The following is a 22701-nucleotide window of genomic DNA, read 5'->3' as shown; positions in this document are numbered from 1 at the left end:
GGAAAGACCCGCTTAAAAGGCTAGAAATGGTGTCCACCTAAAATACGCGGACACCATCGCCCTTAATGCTCAAGTTCGGTAGGTGACTTGGCCGGACGGTTACTCCCATCGGGCGGCATGGTGAAGTTCATGTGCAAACATTCGTTCGAGCGACGCGTCTTGGTTTGCTCTGAAAATGTCACTTGCAGGATCTACGGTCAAAAAAATAAGACCTGGTTCCGACGCATATCCTAGATGCCCCTTTTCTGGAATGACATGAGTGCCAGCTTTCACTATCACATCAAGTGGGCGCAACGGCATCAACGCAGTTGCTTTTGCGTAGGTTTCTAACAGGCGGGTGTGAAGCCAATCACGGTGATCGATAAGCGCGCCGCGCGCGTCGATGAAATGGAAATTTATGGATGTCATTATTATGCCTCCTTGCATAAAGCCTTGCGTAACGAGATAGGTTGCCAACTATGGCCCGGTACCCGCGCGCATATCCATCGGCTCCGTGGCGAGCCAGATGGAGTCGATGCGAATCATCTCAGCAGGTCTCGGAGAAAGGTTGCGCAGACAGCAGCATTTTCAGTTGGCCAGTTCACTTTGACGCGGCCATGTGGGTGCTGGATTTCAACACAGATAGTCGGTGACGCGGCTTGCAAATTTACCATTCGTTAGCCAAACAATGCCGCCGTGCTGGAATCCTGCAGAATCACGTACAACCATTGCTTCGTGACGATCACCATCAACAAAAACATAGGCCGTTTTTTCGAGATCCTTCGAATTAGCCGACGCACAAGCCAGCAGATTCCGGCGTTGTTGTAGGCAATGACGCAAGGCAGTGTAGCCATTCTCAGCGCTTCCTGACCTCGCCAAGAAAAAGAATATTTATTCCACTTTATTGCATGTTACGAATTTTTATTCCATAAATAGCCCTCCTGAAAATAAAAATCCAAAGGACCCCGGCTATGCGCGAACTCGGTATCGGACTCATCGGCACAGGTTTCATGGGCCGCGCCCACGCCCTGGCCTTTCGCAATGTCAGCGCTGTTTTTGAATTGCCGCTGAAGCTCAAACTCGCCGCCCTTGCCGACGCCGACCCGCAGCGCGCCCGCCACTGCGCCGAGGCCTGGGGCTTCGATGCTGCTCACAACGACTGGCAACAGTTGATCGATGACCCCAAGGTCAACCTGATCGCCATCACCACCCCCAATCATCTGCACTACCCCATGGCCATGGCTGCCATCGCCGCCGGTAAACCGGTGTATTGCGAAAAGCCGCTGGCGGTGAGCCTCGAGCAGGCCAGTACCATGCGCCTTGCAGCCAAAGCCGCAGGCGTGGTGACGCGGGTGGGTTACAACTATCAGCACAACCCGATCATCGGCCTGGCTCGGGATTTGATTCAAAACGGCGCGCTGGGGCAGATCATCAGTTTCCAGGGCGAGTTCAGCGAAGACTTCATGGCCGATCCCGTTTCACCCTGGTCCTGGCGCTGCGACGCCAATTACGCCGGCGGCGCCCTGGCGGACCTGGGCAGTCATTTACTGGCCATGGCCCGTCATCTGCTGGGCGATGTCGAGGCGGTGTGCGCGGATACCCAGACCGTACATGCGCAACGCCCCGTGACGGCGGGTGGCCAGGAACGACGCGAGGTCGCGGTCGACGATCAGGTCCACGCGTTGCTGCGGTTCGCCAATGGCGCGCGAGGGACGTTCAGCAGCAGCTGGCTCAAACACGGTTACAAGAATCACCTGAGTTTTGAAATCAGCGGCACCCAAGGCACCCTGGCGTTCGATCAGGAACGCTTGAATGAACTGCGGCTGTATCGTGCCGGGCAAGGCGGCTTCCAACGGCTGCTGGCAGGCCCGGATTTGCCGGGTTACGCCGCCTTCAGCCCGGCGCCGGGGCACCAGTTGGGTTACAACGAACTCAAGACCCTTGAAGTGCATGAGTTGGTGATGGCGCTGGCCGGTCTCGGCCAGGACGGGACCGATTTCGAGCAGGCGTGGGAAGTCGAACGCCTGGCGACGGCGATTCGTCTGGCGGCACGGGAGTCGCGGTGGGTCAGGATCGAGGAAGTCTGAACCGACGCTCAGGTCATACACCGCCAGTTGCACGTGCTACTGGCGGTACACCGGACCCGGTTTACTGAGTGACGCAACGGGTCAGGGTCGTGGTTCGGGTCACCTGCCCTTCAGCCCTCATATCACCCTGTACATCGGTACTTTCGGTGGTCGAACAGGTACGAACCGGTGTCGGTGGCGGTACGGCCGGGGGTGGAGGCGGCGGACTGGCGCAACCACCCAGAATCGCCATGCAGAGTGCGAGCGACAGTGGTGAAAAAGCACATTTCCAAAAATTGTTCATAGGCTGACCCGCGGTAAGTAATCGACATTTTCCGCGACTCGAAAACCATCCCGCGAACCCGCGGCCCTGTCACAGAAAAGAAATACCCTCGCATTCCTTATAGCTTAGCTACCCGCCAATGCCAGAAAGACAGCGACCATTCCATTACCGCAGGCCTGCGGGATATGACGCCTAAAGAGCGGAGGATCGATTCAAGCCACTGCTTTCAAGCTCATAGCGCAGCTCTTCAATCAACGCCGCCACTGCCTCCGGCGTCCGGAGCGTCGCCACGTTCAACCCGCTGACCACCAGATCCACCTGCCCTGTCGCCGGATGGTAAAGCTTCACCGTCAACGAATTATCCCCGGCAAGCGCACACTCACAGGCCAACGGCAAAAAGCTCCGCTCCAACCGCATACGCAATTGCACCAGGTAACTCATCCCGACTCACCTTGGCGACAGCGTAAAGTCGACTGCCCGCCTGTTCTTTTCGCACCCATGAGGTTGCTCCTTCAGCTGCATCGAAGAGGACGCGATACCGGGCCCAAGCCACGTCTCGCACCCCGACAGCCTAGAAAAAAGCCCCATCTGATCAATACATGAAATTGCACCACCCGCACTAGTGCATTTGCACCTTAACGTTGCCCCTTGGTCCGCTTCACGCCGGAGAACAGACCTCGTTCGCGAGCCCAGACAATCGCCTCGCTACGGCTATGCACGTCGAGTTTGGAGTACACCGTCGACACATGATTGCGCACTGTATTGGGCGCGAGTTTCAGGCGCGCGGCGATCTCCTTGTCGGCTAGGCCTTCACAAATCAGGCCGAGCACATCGCGCTCCCGGGTGGTCAGGTCGGTGAACGACACACTGAGTAACTGCGGCGAATTGACGTTCTTCACATTGGCCAGTTTTTCGATCAGCGTGCGGCTGAACCAGGACGCATCTTTCATCACCTCTTCGATCGCCGACACCAACTCCAACTCGGTGCGTTTGCGCTCGGTGATGTCCATCAACACCAGCAGGTAGCAAGAGCCATCCTGAATGTTCACGGTGTCCGCCGAGACCGCACAATCAATCAGCCCGGCATCCTTCCGGCGCACCCTGACATCGACACGATCCACGCGCCCGCTTTTCTCCAGGGTCGCAAACAGTCGCGTGCGAGCGCCCGCGTCATCAATGAAGCCGAGTTGCGCCACGGTCTTGCCGAGCACTTCATCATTGGGAAATGCGAGGGACTCGAGGAAGGCTTCGTTGACGTCCATCACCACTTGGTCGGCGGCGCGGCACACCAGGATCGGCACCGGAGTGAGGCGAAACGCTTTGGCGAACCGTTCCTCGCTCTGGCGCAGGGCGATTTCGGCCTTGTGCCGAAGCTCCATGTCGACGAAGGAAAACAGCATGCAAGCTTCGTCGTTGAGCTCAAGCGGTTGGCCGGCAACGATCACTTGCTTGCTGCCACCGTCGGCCAATCGCAGTTCGGCCTGCATCTGCGGAATGGTGGTGCCGTCACGCAAACGCTGCTTGGCCAAGTCCTTGTTCTCGGCGCGCTCCAGCACATCCAGCTCATAAGCCGAAGCGCCGATCACCTGATCACGGGCATAGCCAGTCATTTCCACGAAGCCCTGGTTAACCTTGATGTAGCGTAAATCGCTGAGGCGGCAGATCACTGCCGGGGCCGGGTTGGCATTGAAGGTCCTTTCGAAACGCTGCTCGGCGCTGGCCCAGTCGGTGACGTCGTTCATGATCAGCACCAACGACTCCGGCTCACCGGCACGGTCCGCCAGCACCATGCTGCGCACGCTGTGAACCCAGGTGCGCTCTTCATTTTCCAGCTGCGTCACCTCCACCATCACATCGCTGAACGTCTCGCCACGGGCCACGCGGCTGATCGGATAGTTCTCGATCGCTACCGGATGATTGTTGCGATAACGCAAGGCAAAACGCTTGGCGTACTCCCCGGCATTGGCCCCCAACTCGCCAATCTCGCTGACACCGTGCATGGCCAGCGCGGCGTCATTGGCCCAGAGAATGGTCTGGTCGAGCTCCAGCAGAATCACCCCATCGGACAGGCCGGCGATGATCTGCTGCAACTGGCGGCGATTGGTTTCAGTGCTCAGGACGTCCTGGCTCATTGGAACTCCACAATTGCGGCGGCACTTTTGCGCGCTGCCCAGTGAAGATTACGACCGCAGACGTTTGTGATAGTGCAAAAAGCCCGGCACCCGTGGCCCTCCCAAAGTAGCCCTATGCTCAATAGGGAAAGAGTGGTTTAGTGCCGCTTTTTGTCTATACGGAGAGTTGCCATGGTGTTTGATTCTCTTCACTTCACCCCCTGGTCTGCCCTCACGGGAGGAGCGCTGATTGGCCTCGCCGCGAGCGTAATGGTGGTGGCCAACGGGCGAGTTGCCGGGATCAGCGGGCTGTTGGGCAGCCTGCTTGAGCGTAATGATTCAGGACGAGGTGAAAAAGCCCTGTTCCTGCTCGGACTGTTGGCGGCACCGTTGGTCTGGACGCTGTTTCATGTGTGGCCGACCATCGAATTCAAAACCGGTACGGTGGGGCTGATCATCGCTGGATTGTGCGTCGGCATCGGCACTCGTTATGGCTCCGGCTGCACCAGTGGTCACGGCGTGTGCGGTATCTCGCGCCTGTCACCGCGCTCCATTGCCGCGACATTGAGCTTCATGTTCACAGGCTTCGTGACGGTGTTCGTCCTGCGCCATCTGCTGGGGTATTGAACATGCGCAAACTGACCGCTTTCCTCGCCGGCCTGCTGTTCGGCGTCGGCCTGTTGCTGGCCGGCATGGCGAACCCGGCCAAAGTGCTGGGTTTTCTGGACATTGCCGGCCTGTGGGATCCGTCACTGGCGCTGGTCATGATCGGCGCCATTGCCGTGGCTTGGGGGCCGTTTCACTGGGCCATGAAACAACCGACATCCTTGCTGGGTGCGCCTATGCAATTGCCGGTCAGCCGTGAGCTGGACCGACGCCTGATCGGTGGCAGCCTGCTCTTCGGCATCGGTTGGGGTATTGCCGGCATCTGCCCCGGCCCGGCACTGGTGTTGTTGCCGACGGGGCACTGGCAGGCCTGGGTGTTCGCCATCGCCATGCTGGCGGGGATGCTGATGTTCAAAGCGCTGCAAACCCGCCGTTGAGCATCCCCGCCAGGTCAGTGGTCAAGCCGCCTGCTTACCACTGGCAATTGCCTGCGACGCCGCCAGCATCGCCCGCAACAACACGGCGCACCCGGCGGCCAGATCATCCGGCGCGGCGTTTTCGATTTCGTTATGGCTGATACCACCTTCACAAGGCACGAAGATCATCCCGGCCGGGCCGAGTTCGGCGAGGAAGATTGCGTCGTGCCCTGCTCCACTGACGATGTCCATGTACGACAGACCGAGCCCTTGAGCCGCACCGCGTACCGCTTCGACGCAGCCCTTGTCGAAATACAGCGGCGGGAAGTCGGCGGTGGGTGTCAGTTCGAAGGTCAGGCCGTGTTGCTCGCAAGTGGTTTCGATGACCTCGCGGACTTCGGCGATCATTGAGTCGAGTCGCGCCGGTTCCAGATGACGGAAGTCCAGGGTCATGCGCACTTCGCCGGGAATCACGTTGCGCGAGCCGGGATAGGCTTGCAGGCAGCCGACGGTGCCGCAGGCGTGGGGTTGATGACCGAGGGCTGCGCGATTGACTGCGCCAACGATCACCGCGGCGCCGACCAGCGCGTCCTTGCGCAAGTGCATTGGCGTCGGACCGGCGTGGGCTTCGACGCCGCGCAGTTTCAAGTCGAACCATTTCTGCCCCAGCGCGCCCATCACCACGCCGATGGTTTTGTGTTCGTCCTCAAGAATCGGCCCTTGCTCGATGTGCGCCTCGAAGTACGCACCCACAGCATGACCGCTGACCTGGCGCGGCCCGGCGTAACCGATGGCGTTCAAGGCTTCGCCGACAGTCACGCCCTCGGCATCGACCTTGGCCAGGGTTTCCTCGAGGGTGAATTTTTCCGCGAACACGCCGGAGCCCATCATGCACGGGGCGAAGCGTGAGCCTTCCTCGTTGGTCCAGACCACCACTTCCAGCGGCGCTTCGGTTTCCACGCCGAGGTCGTTGAGGGTACGTAAGACTTCGACCCCGGCCAGCACGCCGAAGCAACCGTCGAACTTGCCGCCGGTGGGCTGAGTGTCGATGTGGCTGCCGGTCATTACCGGTGGCAGATTCGGATTGCGTCCCGGACGACGGGCGAAGATGTTGCCGACGGCGTCGATGCTGACCGTGCAACCGGCCTCCTCGCACCACTTGACGAAGATATCGCGCGCCTGGCGGTCGAGGTCGGTCAGGGCCAGCCGGCAGACACCGCCCTTGACCGTCGCGCCGAGCTTGGCCAGGTCCATGAGCGACTGCCACAGACGGTCGCGATTGATGTGCTGATGGGTGGATTGCAGAACGTCTACAGCAGCGTTCATGGTGATCTCCTCAGGCAGTTGTTATCGGTTTCTTCGCTAGTTCCCACGCCCCGCATGGGAATTCATCCCTGGACGCTCTGCGTCCGCTCCTGGAACGCGGAGCGTCCCTGGCTGCGTTCCCACGCAGAGCGTGGGAACGATCACTCATCACACCGGAGATTTCACGACAGTCGGACTCGGCCGCATCGAACTCAACCCGTAATAAATCAGCCCTCCCAAGGCCGAGCCGGTGAACCAGCCGTAGCTGTAGAACCAGCTGAAGGCATCGCTGCCCAGCGACAGCAGCGTCAACACCACCGGCACGCCGAACGCGATGAAGCCAAACCCGTTCCACGCCGGGTACACGTCATCACGATAGAGGCCGGCCAGATCCAGTTGCTGTTTCTTGATCAGGAAATAGTCCACCACCATGATCCCGGCGATCGGCCCCAGCAGGCTCGAATAGCCGAGCAACCAGTTGGAATACACCGTCTCCAGGCTCAGATCCGAGACAATCAGCCCGAGCTTTTTCAGCAGTTCATGGGCCATCAGCGCCAACCCGACCAACCCCGTGAGCATCACCGCTGTGGTGCGGTTGATGTACTTGGGCGCGACGTTCTGGAAATCGTTGGTTGGCGACACGATGTTGGCCGCAGTGTTGGTGGACAAGGTGGCGATGATGATCAGCGCCATGGCCAGTGCGACCCAGACCGGGCTCTGGATATGGCCGATCAGGGTGACCGGATCAGAGACGGTGACACCCACCAGTTTGACCGACGCGGCCGTCATCACCACGCCGAGGGAGGCGAACAGGAACATGGTCAGGGGTAAACCGATGATCTGCCCGACGATCTGGTCCTTCTGGCTTTTCGCGTAGCGGCTGAAGTCTGGAATATTCAGCGACAAAGTGGCCCAGAAGCCGACCATGGCGGTCAGCCCGGCGGCAAAATAACTGGCCACGCCGGCCCCTTCCGGACGCTTGGCCGGGATCGCCAGCAACTCGGTCATCGACACGTTTGGCATAGCCCACACCAGCAGGCCCACGCCCACCAGTACCAACAACGGCGCCGAGAGGGTTTCCAGCCACTTGATCGAGTCCGCGCCGCGAATCACCACCCACAGGTTCAAGGCCCAGAACAGCATGAAGCCGATCACCTCGCCGGTACCGCCGAGGGCCTTCCAGCCATCGAACACCGAGCCGAGAAACAGGTGAATCGCCAGCCCACCGAACATGGTCTGGATGCCGAACCAGCCACACGCCACCAGGGCGCGGATCAGGCACGGGATGTTGGAACCGAGAATGCCGAAGGACGAGCGCAGCAATACCGGAAACGGAATGCCGTACTTGGTGCCGGGGAAGGCGTTCAGGGTCAGCGGGATCAGCACGATGATATTGGCGAACAGAATCGCCAGCAGCGCTTCGCCCACGGTCAGGCCGAAGTAGGCCGTGAGCACACCGCCGAGGGTGTAAGTCGGCACGCAGATCGCCATGCCGACCCACAGCGCAGTGATGTGCCATTTGTTCCAGGTTCGTTCGCGCACCTTGGTCGGTGCCATGTCGTGGTTGTATCGGGGACTGTCGAGGACATCGCTGCCGGCTTCGAGCTCAAACAAGCCGTCGCGCTCGGTCACTTGCGATCTGATCTGTTGCATGGCCGCTCCACTGTTCTTTTGATTATTTTTGCTCATCAGAGGCTGGCGCAATGCGCGCGAGCCGGACGATGGCCGGAGAAACTGACAACTTTTACGGACCGGCCACGGTGTCAGCGGCGGCATCAATAAACGTGCCGGGTGCCCCGCTTGCGCCTCGGGCAGTGCCATAAAACTTTGCTAACCAACTGATGTTAATCAGCTTTATTTATCCAACTAGCGAGTCCCCGGTCAGTTGCCCTGTCACTCAGGCCGAATGCCAGGCAAGTTGTCCGAACAGTCAGGACTCAATCTGGTGCGTCGATCTTTTTTGTAAGGTTGCGCATCAACCATAGACCATCCTCAACCGGCTGATTTCACATAGAAAATCTTGACCATATTTCCAACCTGTCAAGTGCGTCAAAATGGTGAGCGGTCTCACCATTTTGGTGATTTTCATTTTTTATCGTTATTTATCAAACAGTTAAAACAATAATAAGCTTATAAAAAATATTCTTGCTCAATCCACAAACTGCAGCTAGCGTCTATTCTTGACAGCGCTGACAGGAATACACCGATTGGCGTCTGCTTCATATAAAACATCTAGAACCGGCAATAGTCGGTCATGCCTGCGAGGAACTCGGAATGTCTCTGTTGATCCGTGGCGCCACCGTTATTACCCATGATGAAAGTTATCGCGCCGACGTGTATTGCGCCGACGGCGTGATCAAAGCCATCGGTGAAAACCTCGATGTTCCCGCCGATGCTCAAGTGCTCGACGGCAGCGGCCAATACCTGATGCCCGGCGGCATCGATCCGCACACGCACATGCAACTGCCCTTCATGGGCACGGTGGCCAGCGAAGATTTTTTCAGCGGCACCGCAGCGGGATTGGCCGGTGGCACCACGTCGATCATCGACTTCGTGATACCCAACCCACAGCAATCATTGATGGAGGCCTTTCATCAATGGCGTGGCTGGGCCGAGAAGTCGGCGTCTGACTACGGCTTTCACGTCGCCATCACCTGGTGGAGCGAGCAAGTCCGCGAGGAAATGGCCGAGCTGGTCAGCCAGCACGGGGTCAACAGCTTCAAGCATTTCATGGCCTACAAGAACGCGATCATGGCCGCCGACGATACGCTGGTGGCGAGTTTCGAGCGCTGCCTGGAATTGGGCGCGGTGCCGACCGTGCACGCGGAAAACGGCGAGCTGGTCTATCACCTGCAACGCAAGTTGATGGCCCAGGGCATCACCGGGCCGGAAGCGCATCCGCTATCACGACCTTCGCAGGTGGAAGGTGAAGCCGCGAGCCGGGCGATCCGCATTGCCGAAACGTTGGGCACGCCGCTGTACCTGGTCCACGTCTCGACCAAGGAAGCCCTCGACGAAATCACCTACGCCCGCGCCAAGGGCCAACCGGTGTACGGCGAAGTGCTGGCCGGGCATCTGCTGCTGGACGACAGCGTTTACCAACACCCGGACTGGCAGACCGCCGCCGGTTACGTGATGAGCCCACCCTTCCGCCCGCGCGGTCATCAAGAAGCCCTTTGGCACGGCCTGCAAGCGGGCAACCTGCACACCACCGCCACCGACCACTGCTGCTTCTGCGCCGAGCAAAAAGCCGCCGGCCGTGACGACTTCAGCAAGATCCCCAACGGCACCGCCGGTATCGAAGACCGCATGGCAGTGCTTTGGGATGAAGGGGTGAACACCGGGCGTTTGTCGATGCAGCACTTCGTAGCGCTCACCTCCACCAACACCGCGAAGATCTTCAACCTCTACCCACGCAAAGGTTCGATCCGTGTCGGTGCCGATGCCGATCTGGTGCTGTGGGACCCGGAAGGCACGCGGACGATTTCAGCCAAGACTCACCACCAGCAGGTCGACTTCAACATCTTCGAAGGCAAGACCGTGCGTGGCGTACCGAGCCACACCGTCAGCCAGGGCCGAGTGGTGTGGGCCGATGGTGATTTGCGCGCCGAGCGTGGCGCGGGCCGGTATATCGAACGGCCGGCGTATCCGGCGGTGTTTGATTTGCTGAGCAAGCGGGCCGAGTTGCACAAGCCGACCGCAGTGAAACGCTGATCTGCCCTCTGTGGCGAGGGAGCTTGCTCCCGCTGGACTGCGCAGCAGGCCCAAAGCCAGTCGACTCGGGGGGTCAGGACAACCGATTTGGCAGGATGTGGGGCGGCTTCGCCACCCAGCGGGAGCAGGCTCCCTCGCCACAGGATGATGCGAAAAAACCAATGCCCACCAGAGGCAGTACCTCAATTAACCGTGAGGCCAACACCGTGATCAAGACTTTGAACCACCTCCCGCATCCCCATGAGGACGCGGCCGCCCTCGCCGGCCATTTCACCGACCTGGCGCCGCCGCTCAACGAGCGTCAGGCGCATCTGGAAGCCTCGCGCTGCCTGTATTGCTACGACGCGCCGTGCGTGAACGCGTGCCCAAGCGACATCGACATTCCATCGTTCATCCGCAATATCCATCAGGACAACGTGCAGGGTGCGGCGCAGAAAATCCTCTCGGCCAACATCCTCGGCGGCAGTTGTGCCCGGGTCTGTCCGACGGAAATCCTCTGCGAGCAAGCCTGCGTGCGCAACAACGCCCAGGAATGCGCGCCGGTACTGATCGGCCTGTTGCAACGCTATGCCGTGGACAACGCACACTTCAGCGAACACCCGTTCCAGCGCGCCGCCGCAACCGGCAAGCGCATTGCCGTGGTGGGGGCAGGCCCGGCCGGTTTGTCCTGCGCGCACCGCAGCGCCATGCACGGCCATGACGTAGTGATTTTCGAGGCCCGGGAAAAGGCCGGCGGCCTCAACGAATACGGGATCGCCAAGTACAAGCTGGTGGACGACTACGCGCAGAAGGAGCTTGAGTTCCTGATGGGGATTGGCGGGATCGAGATTCGTCACGGGCAGAAACTCGGCGACAACCTGACCCTCAGCGAACTGCATCAGCAATTCGATGCGGTGTTCCTCGGCCTCGGCCTGGCCGCCAGCAAACAACTGGGCCTGCCCAACGAGGATGCCCCCGGCCTGCTCCCCGCCACCGACTACATCCGCGAACTGCGCCAGGCCGATGACCTGACGCAACTGCCGCTGGCCGAACGCTGCATCGTCCTCGGTGCCGGCAACACCGCCATCGACATGGCCGTGCAAATGGCCCGCCTCGGTGCCCGGGACGTGAACCTGGTGTACCGCCGTGGTGTCGCGGACATGGGCGCTACCGCTCACGAACAGGACATCGCCAAGGCCAATCAGGTGCGGCTGTTGACCTGGGCGCAACCCGAAGAGGTGCTGCTCGACGATCAGGGCAATGTGCGCGGCATGCGCTTCGCCCGTACCCGATTGGTGGAAGGTCGCCTGCAAACCACCGGAGAAACCTTTGAACTGGCTGCCGACGCGATCTTCAAAGCCATCGGCCAGACCTTCGACACTTCCGCCCTCGCCGATCCGCTGGCCCGTGAACTCAAGCGTCAGGGCGATCGCATCCTCGTCGACGAGCAGCTGCGCACCAGCATTCCCGGCGTGTATGCCGGTGGCGACTGCACCAGCCTCGATCAGGACCTCACCGTGCAAGCCGTGCAGCACGGCAAGCTGGCCGCCGAGGCCATCAACGCTCAACTCATGCTCAATGTGGAGGCTGCGTAAATGGCCGATCTCTCGATTGTCTTCGCCGGCATCAAGGCCCCCAATCCGTTCTGGCTCGCTTCCGCGCCGCCGACCGACAAAGCCTACAACGTGGTCCGTGCGTTCGAGGCCGGCTGGGGTGGCGTAGTCTGGAAAACCCTGGGGGAAGACCCGGCGGCGGTCAACGTGTCGTCACGCTACTCGGCGCACTTCGGGGCTAACCGTGAAGTGATGGGCTTCAACAACATCGAGTTGATCACCGACCGTTCGCTGGAGATCAACCTGCGGGAAATCACCCAGGTCAAAAAGGACTGGCCGGACCGCGCACTGATCGTGTCGCTGATGGTGCCCTGCGTCGAGGAGTCGTGGAAAAACATCCTGCCGCTGGTGGAAGCCACCGGCGCCGATGGCATCGAGCTGAATTTCGGTTGCCCCCACGGCATGCCGGAACGGGGCATGGGCGCGGCGGTCGGCCAGGTGCCGGAATACGTCGAACAGGTCACCCGCTGGTGCAAGACCTATTGCTCGTTGCCGGTAATCGTCAAGCTCACGCCGAACATCACCGACATCCGCGTCGCCGCTCGTGCCGCATACCGTGGTGGCGCCGATGCGGTGTCGTTGATCAACACCATCAACTCGATCACCAGCGTCAATCTGGAGCGCATGGTCGCCAATCCCGCCGTCGGCAGCCAAAGCACCCACGGCGGTTATTGCGGCTCGGCGGTGAAGCCGATTGCATTGAACATGGTCGCCGAGATCGCCCGCGACCCGCAGACCCAGGGCTTGCCGATCAGCGGCATTGGCGGCATCGGCAGTTGGCGCGATGCGGCGGAATTCATTGCCCTGGGCAGCGGCTCGGTGCAGGTGTGCACGGCGGCGATGCTGCATGGCTTCCGGATTGTCGAGGAGATGAAAGACGGCTTGTCACGCTGGATGGACAGTCAGGGCTACGCCAGCGTGTCGGATTTTTCCGGGCGTGCGGTGGGCAATACCACGGACTGGAAGTACCTGGACATCAACTATCAGGTGATTGCGAAAATCGATCAGGAGGCGTGCATCGGTTGCGGTCGCTGCCACATCGCTTGCGAAGACACCTCGCACCAGGCGATTGCCAGCCTCAAACAGGCCGATGGCACGCATAAATATCAAGTGATCGATGAGGAGTGCGTGGGCTGCAACCTGTGCCAGATCACCTGCCCGGTGCAGGATTGCATCGAGATGGTCCCGGTGGATACGGGCAAGCCGTTTCTGGATTGGAACCATGATCCCCGCAATCCCTACCATGTCACGGTTTGAGGGCTGAAGATCAAGGGATCACAGCCTCGTTGCACTCTGTAGGAGCTGTCGAGTGAAACGAGGCTGCGATCCCTCGATCTATGGCTCCAACCCGATCCCACGCAAGATCACACTGGTCACCGTCTGCACCGCCCGTTCGAACTGCATGTCCGACAACGGCTGATGATCATTGAGGATGTTCACCTGATGATCGAAGTCGGCGTAGTGCTGGGTCGAGGCCCAGATCATGTACAACAGGCTGGAAGGCTCCACCGGCAGGATGCGTTTGTCTTCCACCCACTGGCGAATTTTCGCTTCCTTCATCTTGGCCCAGTCGTACAGGCTCGCATCCAGTTTCTCACCGAGGGTCGGAGCGCCGTGGATGATTTCGTTGGCCCAGACTTTCGAACCGTACGGCCGGCTGCGGGAATGGTTCATCTTGGCGCGGATGTAGCTACTGAGCACCACGCGCGGGTCGTCGAACATCTCGAAGCACAGGGCGTCCTGCTTCCAGACCTCCAGCAAACCCAGGAGCACCGCGCTGTACAGCTCGCTCTTGGTGCTGAAGTAGTAATGCAGGTTGGAGCGCGGCAGTTGCACTTCGGCGGCGATGTCGGCCATGGCGGTGCTGCCGAAGCCTTTTTCGGCGAAGACCTTTTCGGCCGCCAACAGGATTTTTTCGACGTTACTGCGACGAATCTCGATCTTGTGATTGCCCATGAGGGCTCCCTGACAACAGCGTTGCTCAAGACTAGCATCCGCTCTACGTCGCGGCGACAGGGGAAAACGAAACTTCGTACAGCGGCCCTGCGGCAGGTAAACTGCCCGCCACTTTGAACCTGCCGCTGAGGTCTTCACGATGCTGATCAAGAACGCCCTGACCACCGCTGCCCTGCTCGGCTCGCTGCTCGCCGCCTCATCGGTGTTTGCCCACGCCCATCTGAAAAGCCAGACCCCGGCGGCCGACAGCACCGTGCAGGCGCCAATGGAACTGCGCCTGGTGTTTTCCGAAGGGGTTGAAGCAATGTTCACCAAAGTGAAAATCAGCAAGGACGGTGCCGACGTACCGGTAAAAAGCCTCGCCACCGAAGGCAGCGACAAGAAAACCCTGGTCGTCACCCCGGCAGCGCCGTTGGCCGCTGGCGATTACAAGGTCGAATGGCATGCCGTGTCGGTCGACACCCATAAAAGTGAAGGCGCCTACCGCTTCAAGGTGGGTCAGTAATTCATGACCGAGGCGCTGGTGCTGTGCCGCTTCCTGCATTTCACCGTGGTGCTGATGTTGTTCGGGGCCTGGGTGTTCAGGCCTTTGCTGTTGGGCCGCGAAACGAAGTGGCTGGATCCGGCCCTGGCGCGAGCGACCCGCTGGCTCAGCGTGGTGGCGTTGCTCAGCGGCGTCGGCTGGTTGCTGCTGATCACCGCCAGCATGGCCAGTTCCCCGGAGGCGGCATTCGACCCGGCGATGCTGAACCTGGTGCTGAGCAATACCTTTTTCGGTCAGGTATGGCGCTGGCATCTGCTGCTCAATCTGTTGCTCGTGGCATTGTTGTTGACGCCCTGGCGTTCCAACATGGCCTGGCGCATCGGCCTTTCCAGCCTGCTGCTGGCGACCCTGGCCCCGGTCGGTCATGGCGCCATGCTCGATGGCCTGCAAGGCCAACTGTTAATCCTCAACCAGATTGTTCACCTGACGTGCGTCGGCGCCTGGCTCGGTGGGTTGATGTTGCTGGTGATGATCCTGCGCCAACCGGACGATCATCCCTTGAGCGCGATACTGCAACGCTTCAGCGGGATCGGTTACACGTTGGTGGCGGGGTTGGTGATGACCGGCCTGATCAACGTGCGCGTACTGACCGGCGTGTTCTGGCCGACGCCGTTGCTGTCCGGGTTTGCGCTGATTCTGTTGATCAAGGTTGTGCTGGTGATCGCGATGCTGGGGTTGGCGCTGTTCAATCGGCTGCGGGTCAAAGATTGCCAGCAGCGTCCGGGGCTGTTGCGCACCAGCGTCATGCTGGAATGGATACTGGGGATCGGCGCGGTAGCGGCGGTTTCACTGCTGGGCACCCTGCCCCCAATGATCGCCAACTGAAACACACCTCCCCTGTAGGAGCGACCTGTGGCGAGGGGGCTTGCCCCCGTTGGGTTGCGAAGCAGCCCCAAAGTTTCTGTTGTACCAAAAATCCTGTGAGTGCTACGCACTCAAACGGGGGCAAGCCCCCTCGCCACAGGTCACCCCCCACAAGAGGTATGCGTTAGTCAGGGGTACTGGGATCCCCTTCGGCAGCGGTATCAATACTCACCACCACCGACATCCCCGGCCGCAGCCGTTCGCTCTGTTCCTGATCGGCATCGACGCTGATCCGCACCGGCACTCGCTGGGCAATCTTGACGAAGTTGCCAGTGGCATTGTCAGCCTGCAACAAGCTGAACTCGGAGCCTGTGGCCGGTGAAATCCGTTGCACCCGCCCGTGGAATTTCTGGTGGTTCAGCGCATCGACGGTGAAGCTCACCGGCTGGCCGACCCGCACGTTGTCCATCTGGGTTTCCTTCATGTTGGCGATCACCCACAACTGGTTCGGCACCAACGCCATCAGCTGCGCCCCGGAGTTGACGTAGGCGCCAAGGCGCACGCCGATCTGCCCGAGTTGACCGTCGCGCGGCGCCACCACGCGGGTGTTCGACAGGTCGATCCGCGCCAGTTGCACCGCCGCCTCAGCACTGGCCACCGCCGCTTCCAGCGAGCCGCGATTGACGATCACCGTTTGCAGATCCTGGCGGGCGATGTCCAGATTGGCCTGGGCTTGCGCCACGGCGGCAACGGTCTGGGCGTTGGCGGCCAGGGTCACGTCCAGCTCGCGTTTCGACACCGAGCCATCACCGACCAGCTCTTTGTTGCGGCGCAAATCCGCTTCACTTTTGCGCAACTGTGCCTGGGCGTCGGCGACGGCGGCCTGACGCAACTTGATGGTCGCCTCGGCGCTGTTGCGTTGCTGCACCACGTTGGCCAGCGCGGCTTTCTGCACCGCCAGTTGTGCCAGGGATTGATCGAGACGTTGCTTATAGATGCGGTCGTCGAGGCGCACCAGTAAATCGCCGGCCTTCACGAACTGGAAATCCTGCACCGGCACTTCGTACACGTAACCGCTGAGTTGCGGGCCGATGATCGTCACCTGCCCGCGCACCAGGGCGTTTTCCGTGGTCTCGACCGCGCTGCTGAACGGTGGCAGTTGCCAGGCGTACAACACGATCAGTACACCGACGAGAGCAATCGCCGCAAAGCCCAGGGACGAGATGATCCGCACCCCCAGCGAGCGCGGTTCAGAGCCCGGCGAGGATGGCGGCGTCACGCCTTCGGGGGTGGCGGCAATAGTGTTGGTGGTCGTGGTGGTCGGTTCGGTCATGAAGAAGTGGCACCGCTGGATTGTTTGGTTGGAGTGGCAGGCGCCGGGGCAACGGCTTGGGTAGTGCTCATCAGCCACAGGGCGCGAATGGAAATCCAGATCATGGTCAGCACCGCGATCACGGCAATCAGCATGAACACATCGTTATAGGCCAGGACATTAGCCTCGCGAGTGGCGGCAGCGGCCAGGCTACGGATGCCCTGCAGGTTGCGCAGGCTCGGGTCGGAAATTATCGAGCCGACCGCGTTGCCGCCGCTCTGGACCCGCGCCGCCACACGCGGGTCGAGCAACGTCAGCTGCTCGACGATGTGACTGGAATGAAACTTCTCCCGCGCGATCTGGAACGTCCCCAGCAGTGCCGCGCCGATCAAGCCGCCGAGGTTCTGACAGATACCGAACAGCACCGAGAAACTCACCAGGTTGCGCGGGCTGGACAGCACGTTACGCATGCCGAAGACCATGGTCGGCCCGAGGAAGAACGTCCCGCCGAAGGCCAGCAGAAACTGGCTGAAATACAGGTTTTCCGGGCGGGTCAGGTTGTTCGAATAACTGTCCATCACCGAACCGACCGCCATCAGCGCCAGGGAGATGTTCAGCGGCATGATCAGGTACTTGGGGTCGATGGTCAGGGCGCTGGTGGCAAGGCCAGCGATACTGCCGATCAACATCACCACATACAGGCTGTGCAGCTGTTGACTGCTCATGTTCAGCGTCTGCATGAACCCCACCGCGCCGGTGGACTGTTCCGACGTCACCATGCGAATCAGGATCACCGCCAGGGCCAGGCGGATCATCGCCCCGCTGCCGAGCCAGCGGGTCATCAGCATCGGGTTGCTGCGATTGTGCTCGATGGCCAGGCCCGTGAGGATCAACACGATCGAAGCCGCCGACGCCACGCCGATCCACTGCGCTTCCAGCCACCAGTCGATCCGCCCCAAAGACAACACCGCGCAGAGCAAGGCCACGCCGGTGGCGAGGATGGCGAAGGTCAGGAAGTCGAGTTTTTCGAAGGTCTTGAAGCGGTCACCCGGCGGCAGTTTCAGCAGAAACACGCAGCCCAGGGACAACAGCGCCATGCCCAGTTCGAACAGGTACAGCCCGCGCCATTCGGCGATCTGCAGCAGGTCTTCGGAAAACAACCGCGCCATGGGCAAAGCCAGTTGCGAGGTGCCGAGGCCCAATACCAGCGCCTTCATCCGCCATTTCGCCGGGAAGGCCTGGATCATGTAATACAGGCCCAACGAACTCAGCGCTGCGCCGACCATGCCGTGGGCCGCGCGCACGGCGATCGCCGAACTGAGGTCGTTGACGAACAAATGGCCGAAGGTCACCAGCGCATAAAGCATCAGGAACACTTCGGTGAACGCCCGCAGGCCGAACTGCTGACGAAACTTCACCAGCAGCAGGTTCATCGACACGTTGGTCATGACGTAAGCCGCCGGCAGCCAGGCCATCTCGGCCGTGGTCGCGCCCAGCGCGCCTTGCAGATACGGCAGGTTGGCGACCACCAGCGAGTTGCCGAGACCACCGGTCAATGCCACCAACACCCCCACCAGCGCGTAGGCCAGCCGCCTGGGGTTGGAGTGCAACGGCGTCGAGGGCGATCCGGGCAGGCTGGGCCGCTCGTGGGGCTGCCAGTCGCGCGGGGTGTAGTGATTCATTCAGTGGCCTTGGTTCAAGGAGTGTTGTCAGTTTGCCGCAAAATCACGGGGAGAACACACCCTTGCAAACACGAGCCTGTGGCGAGGGGGCTTGCCCCCGTTCGGCTGCGAAGCAGTCGCAATTCAGACAACTCGACATGCAGGAAAAAATAGGGGCCGCTTCGCGCCCCAACGGGGGCAAGCCCCCTCGCCACAGGACTTCTCCCACACTGGACGGTGTGTTCGGCGGGATTCGTAAATTCTGTTTAAAAGTCTTCTCGCCCGTAGCGGATTTTTCCGGGGCAATCCAAATGACACCCTCACGGCACTGTTCAACTCAAAAGGTGCCCCTTATGACCACTGCCCATTGGCAACGCTCCCCCCGCTGGCTGAAAAATCTGCTGGCCGCCGCCCTGCTGCTGCCGTCCCTCGCGTTCGCCCAGGAACGCCCGTGGCCGGATGGCTCGCAACTGGTGATTTCGTTCTCCATGCAATTCGAAACCGGCGGCCAGCCCGACGGTGCCGAAAGTCCGTTCTCCGGCACTCCATTGCCCAAGGGTTACCCGGACATGCCGGCACAGACCTGGTTCGACTACGGCTACAAGGAAGGCCTGTGGCGGATGCTCGACCTGTGGGACCGCAACGGCATCAAGGTCACGTCCCATGTGGTGGGCGAAGCGGCGTTGAAACACCCCGAACTGGTGCGGGCGATCGCCGACCGTGGCCATGAAGTCGCCGCCCATGGCATGCGCTGGGCCGACTCCTACAACATGAGCTACGAGCAAGAGAAGGCCTTCATCGGCGACGGCGTCGAGGCGGTGCAGAAACTCACCGGCCAGCGCTCGGTGGGCTACAACGCCAATTGGCTGCGGCGCAGCCCCAATACCCTGAAAGTGCTGCAGGACCTGAACTTCACCTATCACATCGACGACGTCAGCCGTGATGAGCCGTTTGTGACCCTGGTCCGTGGCAAGAAATTCGCCGTGGTGCCATACACCCTGCGCAACAACGACATCGTGCTGATCGAAGGCCGGCACTTCTCGGCGCAACAGTTCTACCGGCAATTGGTGCTGGAATTCGACCGCCTGTACGCCGAAGGCGCCAGCCAGCGGCGGATGATGTCGGTGAGTCTGCATGACCGCATCGGCGGCACCCCGGCGATGGTCGAGGCGGTGGAGCGTTTTATCCGTTACGCCAAGTCCCATCCGAAGGTCAGCTTCATGCGCAAGGATCAGATTGCCCAGATCGTGCTGACCGAAAAGAACCCGCTGATCGATAACACCGAGGCGGCGTACAACCACTGAGCCAAATCACCGCCAAAACCGGAATGAAAAGATCGCAGACTGCGATCTTTTCATCGGCTCGCTACGCCAACAACTGACTCAACACCGCACGCAACTTGCCGGGTTTCACCGGTTTGTTCAGCAATGGCGCGTCGAGCCGCTGCAACGAGCGTCGACACTGATCGGTGCGGTCGGCGGTGATGATCACCGCCGGTATCGTCCGGCTGAAATGCTCGCGCAGATGCCGGACCACTTCACAGCCCACCACCCCGTGATCGAGGTGGTAATCCGCCAGAATCAGTTCCGGCGCCTGCCCCTGCAAAGCCACCAGCGCGGTGGCCTCATCGGTGGCGGTGACCACCTCGCAGCCCCACTGCCCGAGCAGTGCGCTCATGCTTTCAAGGATGCTGACTTCGTTGTCCAGCACCAGCAGGCGCCGCCCCGGCAGCGGGTTGCCGGTGCTCGGCTGCGGCGCGGCCTGGCTGATCGGCAGTGGAATCTCACGGGAAATCGGCACCTCGATGCTGAACATCGAACCGCGCCCTGGCCGCGAATGCACCTGAATCCGGTAATCGAGGATCTTGGCGATGCGTTCGACAATCGCCAGTCCCAGGCCCACGCCCTTGCGATCGGCGGCGCGGCCAACGTCCAGTTGATTAAATTCAAGGAAGATCGAATCGAGACGATCCGCCGGGATCCCGCGCCCGGTGTCCCAGACTTCGATTCGCAGTACGTCGCCCCGGCGCCGGGCACCCAGCAGGATGCTGCCGTCGTCGGTGTAGCGGCAGGCATTGCTGAGGAAGTTGCGCAGAATCCGCGTCATCAGCCGCAAGTCGGTATGAATCGCGTAATCACCCATGTGCACCCGCAGGTTCAACCCGGTCGCCGCGGCCACCGACTGAAACTCCGAAACCAGTGGCGCGAACAATTCATCGAGGCGGTACAGGGCGATGTCCGGCTTTACCGCGGCCTGATCGAGCCGGGAAATATCCAGCAGGTCGGTGAGCAAGTCTTCGGCCCCTTCCAGTGCCTGATGGGTGCGCTCCACCAGTACCTGTTCGACGTCGGGCAAATGCCGTTCGCGCAAGGTCGAGATCAACAAACGCGCGGCATTGAGCGGTTGCAGCAGGTCGTGACTGGCGGCGGCGAGGTATTTGTCCTTGCTGCGATTGGCCGCTTCGGCGGCATCACGGGCGTCGCGCAAGGCTTCGGCGATCTGTTTGCGCTCGGTGATCTGTTGTTGCAGATTGCGGTTGGCGTCCAGCAACTCATTGGTGCGCGCGGTGACCCGTTGCTCCAGTTGATCATTGAGCTGTTGCAAGCGCTCCTGGGCCTGTTTTCGTTCGGTGATGTCGGCGACGAACCCCTCCACCAGGCCTTCCTGATCCGGTTTGAGCAGCAGGTTCATCAACACGTCGAGGACAGTGCCGTCCTTGCGCCGCAGCTGGGTTTCATAGCCCAGCAGGCTGCGCTCACGCTGGAGGACTTCGCCGATGCCTTCCAGCTCTTGCGCGCCGCCGACGAACAGCGTGCCCGCCAGGTCCGTCAGGGAAAACAGCACCTCCTGCGGGTCCTGATAGCCAAGCATCCGCGCCAGCGCCGGGTTGGCGGCGCGCATGCCTTCCTGCAGGCTGGCCTGGAAGATTCCGTGCACGGCGTTTTCGAACAGCCATTTGTAGCGGTTGCGCTCGGCCTCCAGTTCATCCAGGCGCGCGGCCAGTTCCGGGTAATGACTCTTGCGCGCCGAGTGATTGCCCAGGCCGAGTAACCCGGTCAGCGCCCGTTGCTGTTCGTCAGAGGGCTTCGCCATAGACGACCTCGACGTCGCGCTGGCTGGACTCGCGCGGGTTGGTAAGGATGCACGGGTCATCCATGGCATGTTGTGACAGGAACGGAATGTCCGACGTACTCACCCCGTGCAGGCCCAGTGTTTCGTGGAAGCCGATGGCGTGTTTGAGGGCGATCAAGTGGTCGACCAGACGTCCGCAGATCTGCCGGTGGTTCAGGCCGCGACAATCGATGCCGAAGGTCTCGGCAATCACCTTGAAGCGCTCAGGCGCAGAGCTGTAGTTGAACGCCACCACGTGCTCCACCAGCACCGCGTTGCACAAGCCGTGAGGCAGATCGAGGAATCCACCGAGGCTGTGGGACATGGCATGCACCGCACCGAGGATCGCGTTGGAGAACGCCAGCCCGGCCTGCATGCTGCCGAGCATGATTTTTTCCCGCAGGACAATATCGCCGGGGTTGGCGATCATTTGCACCAGATTGCCGTTGATCAGCCGCATCGCCTCCAGCGCATGGGGATCGGTGAGCGGCCCGTGGCCTGTGGAAACGAAGGCCTCGATGGCGTGGACCAACGCGTCGATGCCGGTACAGGCCGACAGGAACGGGTCCATGCTCAAGGTGGTTTCCGGGTCGATCAGCGACACGTCCGGCACCGCAGCCTTGCTGACGATGGAGAATTTCATGCGTTCTTGCTGATTGGAGATGATCACGAACTGCGACACATCGGCCGACGTGCCGGCGGTGGTCGGGATCAGGATCAGCGGCGGGCTGGGCATGCGCAGGGTGTCCACGCCCTCGAATTCAAGGATGTTGCGCCCGTGGGCGACGACGATGCCGATGCCCTTGCCGCAGTCCATCGGGCTGCCGCCGCCGACCGCGACGATCACATCGCAGTGATTCTCCCGGTACAGCTCGGCGCCGAGCATCACTTCCTCGATCCGCGGGTTGGGCGAAACGTCGCTGTACACAAAGTAATCGATGCCCTGGGCTTGCAGGCTGGCCTCGACATCGGCGACCCAACCGGCGGCGATCACACCGGGGTCGCTGACCACCAGCACCTTGCGGGCGCCGAAGGTCTTGGCGTAATTGCCGACGTTATGCCGACAGCCGGCACCGAAGATGATTTCAGGTGAAACGAATTTACGCAGTTGACTGAGATTCTGGCTCATTGGAAAGCCTGTTTTTATTGTTTTGAAAGGTAAAGCCAACACTAAAGCATCCGGCTGCGAATGCAATCAGACCAATGGGTAGCAACTACCGGGGGTGGGGGCTTCGCGTTCG

The 22701-nt window shown here is 60.9% G+C and carries 19 protein-coding genes; 9 read left to right on the top strand and 10 right to left on the bottom strand.

Going from position 1 to position 22701, the window contains the following annotated elements:
* Positions 1–99: 99 nt before the first annotated feature.
* A complete protein-coding gene (locus tag AC07VO_RS24275) occupies positions 100–408 on the bottom strand; it encodes a DUF2268 domain-containing putative Zn-dependent protease (protein ID WP_225609325.1) in 309 nt (102 codons plus the stop codon).
* A 542-nt stretch (positions 409–950) separates the two neighbouring features.
* Between AC07VO_RS24275 and AC07VO_RS24270 the strand changes: the two genes are divergently transcribed.
* On the top strand, positions 951–2066 hold the full coding sequence (locus tag AC07VO_RS24270) for a Gfo/Idh/MocA family protein (protein ID WP_086946246.1): 1116 nt from the start codon (positions 951–953) through the stop codon (positions 2064–2066).
* A 454-nt stretch (positions 2067–2520) separates the two neighbouring features.
* On the opposite strand, the gene AC07VO_RS24265 is transcribed toward AC07VO_RS24270, so the two are convergent.
* On the bottom strand, positions 2521–2769 hold the full coding sequence (locus tag AC07VO_RS24265) for a DUF1652 domain-containing protein (protein WP_064618276.1): 249 nt from the start codon (positions 2767–2769) through the stop codon (positions 2521–2523).
* A 194-nt stretch (positions 2770–2963) separates the two neighbouring features.
* Complete coding sequence (locus AC07VO_RS24260) at positions 2964–4460, bottom strand: helix-turn-helix transcriptional regulator (protein WP_086946244.1); 1497 nt, start codon at positions 4458–4460, stop codon at positions 2964–2966.
* 171 nt (positions 4461–4631) lie between these two features.
* Between AC07VO_RS24260 and AC07VO_RS24255 the strand changes: the two genes are divergently transcribed.
* Together AC07VO_RS24255 and AC07VO_RS24250 are read left to right on the top strand one after the other, a co-directional pair.
* Positions 4632–5066 carry a YeeE/YedE family protein gene (locus AC07VO_RS24255; RefSeq protein ID WP_064618280.1) on the top strand — a complete coding sequence of 145 codons (435 nt, stop codon included), beginning with the start codon at positions 4632–4634 and terminating at the stop codon, positions 5064–5066.
* A 2-nt stretch (positions 5067–5068) separates the two neighbouring features.
* Positions 5069–5482 carry a DUF6691 family protein gene (locus AC07VO_RS24250; RefSeq protein ID WP_018929681.1) on the top strand — a complete coding sequence of 138 codons (414 nt, stop codon included), beginning with the start codon at positions 5069–5071 and terminating at the stop codon, positions 5480–5482.
* Between the two features lie 21 nt (positions 5483–5503).
* Here AC07VO_RS24250 and AC07VO_RS24245 read toward each other — a convergent pair whose 3' ends face one another.
* Positions 5504–6787 (bottom strand): Zn-dependent hydrolase, encoded by a 1284-nt coding sequence (locus AC07VO_RS24245; RefSeq protein ID WP_064618282.1) that lies wholly within the window; start codon positions 6785–6787, stop codon positions 5504–5506.
* Positions 6788–6934: 147 nt separating this feature from the next.
* On the bottom strand, positions 6935–8419 hold the full coding sequence (locus AC07VO_RS24240) for an NCS1 family nucleobase:cation symporter-1 (RefSeq protein WP_018929683.1): 1485 nt from the start codon (positions 8417–8419) through the stop codon (positions 6935–6937).
* Positions 8420–9040: 621 nt separating this feature from the next.
* On the opposite strand from AC07VO_RS24240, the gene hydA reads away from it, so the two are divergent.
* The 3 genes from hydA (at position 9041) to preA (ending at position 13329) form a co-directional block, all read left to right on the top strand.
* Positions 9041–10480: a dihydropyrimidinase gene (gene hydA / locus AC07VO_RS24235; RefSeq protein ID WP_086946243.1), complete on the top strand. Its 1440-nt coding sequence runs from the start codon at positions 9041–9043 to the stop codon at positions 10478–10480.
* A gap of 206 nt (positions 10481–10686) precedes the next feature.
* A complete protein-coding gene (locus tag AC07VO_RS24230) occupies positions 10687–12054 on the top strand; it encodes an NAD(P)-dependent oxidoreductase (RefSeq protein WP_086946253.1) in 1368 nt (455 codons plus the stop codon).
* Complete coding sequence (gene preA, locus AC07VO_RS24225) at positions 12055–13329, top strand: NAD-dependent dihydropyrimidine dehydrogenase subunit PreA (protein ID WP_086946242.1); 1275 nt, start codon at positions 12055–12057, stop codon at positions 13327–13329.
* 78 nt (positions 13330–13407) lie between these two features.
* On the opposite strand, the gene AC07VO_RS24220 is transcribed toward preA, so the two are convergent.
* The gene (locus AC07VO_RS24220; RefSeq protein WP_007937670.1) at positions 13408–14028 is read right to left on the bottom strand and encodes a TetR/AcrR family transcriptional regulator; all 621 of its coding nucleotides are present in this window, start codon (positions 14026–14028) and stop codon (positions 13408–13410) included.
* A 139-nt stretch (positions 14029–14167) separates the two neighbouring features.
* Here AC07VO_RS24220 and copC point away from each other — a divergent pair, with 139 nt between their 5' ends.
* Positions 14168–14533: a copper homeostasis periplasmic binding protein CopC gene (gene copC, locus AC07VO_RS24215; protein WP_086946241.1), complete on the top strand. Its 366-nt coding sequence runs from the start codon at positions 14168–14170 to the stop codon at positions 14531–14533.
* A 3-nt stretch (positions 14534–14536) separates the two neighbouring features.
* Positions 14537–15397 carry a copper homeostasis membrane protein CopD gene (gene copD / locus AC07VO_RS24210; protein ID WP_086946240.1) on the top strand — a complete coding sequence of 287 codons (861 nt, stop codon included), beginning with the start codon at positions 14537–14539 and terminating at the stop codon, positions 15395–15397.
* Between the two features lie 163 nt (positions 15398–15560).
* On the opposite strand, the gene AC07VO_RS24205 is transcribed toward copD, so the two are convergent.
* Both AC07VO_RS24205 and AC07VO_RS24200 read right to left on the bottom strand, forming a co-directional pair.
* Positions 15561–16709 carry an HlyD family secretion protein gene (locus AC07VO_RS24205; protein ID WP_019579387.1) on the bottom strand — a complete coding sequence of 383 codons (1149 nt, stop codon included), beginning with the start codon at positions 16707–16709 and terminating at the stop codon, positions 15561–15563.
* Positions 16706–18370: an MFS transporter gene (locus AC07VO_RS24200; protein ID WP_086946238.1), complete on the bottom strand. Its 1665-nt coding sequence runs from the start codon at positions 18368–18370 to the stop codon at positions 16706–16708. Before AC07VO_RS24200 ends, AC07VO_RS24205 begins: the two co-directional genes overlap by 4 nt.
* Positions 18371–18702: 332 nt before the next feature.
* Here AC07VO_RS24200 and AC07VO_RS24195 point away from each other — a divergent pair, with 332 nt between their 5' ends.
* Positions 18703–19653, top strand: a complete 951-nt coding sequence (locus tag AC07VO_RS24195) for a polysaccharide deacetylase family protein (RefSeq protein ID WP_086946237.1) — start codon at positions 18703–18705, stop codon at positions 19651–19653.
* Between the two features lie 61 nt (positions 19654–19714).
* Here the strand turns inward: AC07VO_RS24195 and AC07VO_RS24190 are convergent, their stop codons facing one another.
* Positions 19715–21442, bottom strand: coding sequence for a hybrid sensor histidine kinase/response regulator (locus tag AC07VO_RS24190; RefSeq protein WP_064618296.1), 1728 nt, complete (start codon positions 21440–21442; stop codon positions 19715–19717).
* Entirely contained in the window at positions 21426–22589 is a 1164-nt protein-coding gene (gene ercA / locus AC07VO_RS24185; RefSeq protein ID WP_086946236.1) for an alcohol dehydrogenase-like regulatory protein ErcA, read from the bottom strand. Before ercA ends, AC07VO_RS24190 begins: the two co-directional genes overlap by 17 nt.
* Positions 22590–22701 lie beyond the last annotated feature (112 nt).

This window comes from Pseudomonas sp. GW821-FHT03E01, assembly GCF_059420765.1.
This window is presented reverse-complemented; position numbering and strand designations above follow the sequence as displayed.

Bases quoted from the DNA above. Each gene is read 5' to 3' on its own strand.
- AC07VO_RS24275 (WP_225609325.1), bottom strand. From the start codon at position 408: ATGACATCCATAAATTTCCATTTCATCGACGCGCGCGGCGCGCTTATC.
- AC07VO_RS24270 (WP_086946246.1), top strand. From the start codon at position 951: ATGCGCGAACTCGGTATCGGACTCATCGGCACAGGTTTCATGGGCCGC.
- AC07VO_RS24265 (WP_064618276.1), bottom strand. From the start codon at position 2,769: ATGAGTTACCTGGTGCAATTGCGTATGCGGTTGGAGCGGAGCTTTTTG.
- AC07VO_RS24260 (WP_086946244.1), bottom strand. From the start codon at position 4,460: ATGAGCCAGGACGTCCTGAGCACTGAAACCAATCGCCGCCAGTTGCAG.
- AC07VO_RS24255 (WP_064618280.1), top strand. From the start codon at position 4,632: ATGGTGTTTGATTCTCTTCACTTCACCCCCTGGTCTGCCCTCACGGGA.
- AC07VO_RS24250 (WP_018929681.1), top strand. From the start codon at position 5,069: ATGCGCAAACTGACCGCTTTCCTCGCCGGCCTGCTGTTCGGCGTCGGC.
- AC07VO_RS24245 (WP_064618282.1), bottom strand. From the start codon at position 6,787: ATGAACGCTGCTGTAGACGTTCTGCAATCCACCCATCAGCACATCAAT.
- AC07VO_RS24240 (WP_018929683.1), bottom strand. From the start codon at position 8,419: ATGCAACAGATCAGATCGCAAGTGACCGAGCGCGACGGCTTGTTTGAG.
- hydA (WP_086946243.1), top strand. From the start codon at position 9,041: ATGTCTCTGTTGATCCGTGGCGCCACCGTTATTACCCATGATGAAAGT.
- preA (WP_086946242.1), top strand. From the start codon at position 12,055: ATGGCCGATCTCTCGATTGTCTTCGCCGGCATCAAGGCCCCCAATCCG.
- AC07VO_RS24220 (WP_007937670.1), bottom strand. From the start codon at position 14,028: ATGGGCAATCACAAGATCGAGATTCGTCGCAGTAACGTCGAAAAAATC.
- copC (WP_086946241.1), top strand. From the start codon at position 14,168: ATGCTGATCAAGAACGCCCTGACCACCGCTGCCCTGCTCGGCTCGCTG.
- copD (WP_086946240.1), top strand. From the start codon at position 14,537: ATGACCGAGGCGCTGGTGCTGTGCCGCTTCCTGCATTTCACCGTGGTG.
- AC07VO_RS24205 (WP_019579387.1), bottom strand. From the start codon at position 16,709: ATGACCGAACCGACCACCACGACCACCAACACTATTGCCGCCACCCCC.
- AC07VO_RS24200 (WP_086946238.1), bottom strand. From the start codon at position 18,370: ATGAATCACTACACCCCGCGCGACTGGCAGCCCCACGAGCGGCCCAGC.
- AC07VO_RS24195 (WP_086946237.1), top strand. From the start codon at position 18,703: ATGACCACTGCCCATTGGCAACGCTCCCCCCGCTGGCTGAAAAATCTG.
- AC07VO_RS24190 (WP_064618296.1), bottom strand. From the start codon at position 21,442: ATGGCGAAGCCCTCTGACGAACAGCAACGGGCGCTGACCGGGTTACTC.
- ercA (WP_086946236.1), bottom strand. From the start codon at position 22,589: ATGAGCCAGAATCTCAGTCAACTGCGTAAATTCGTTTCACCTGAAATC.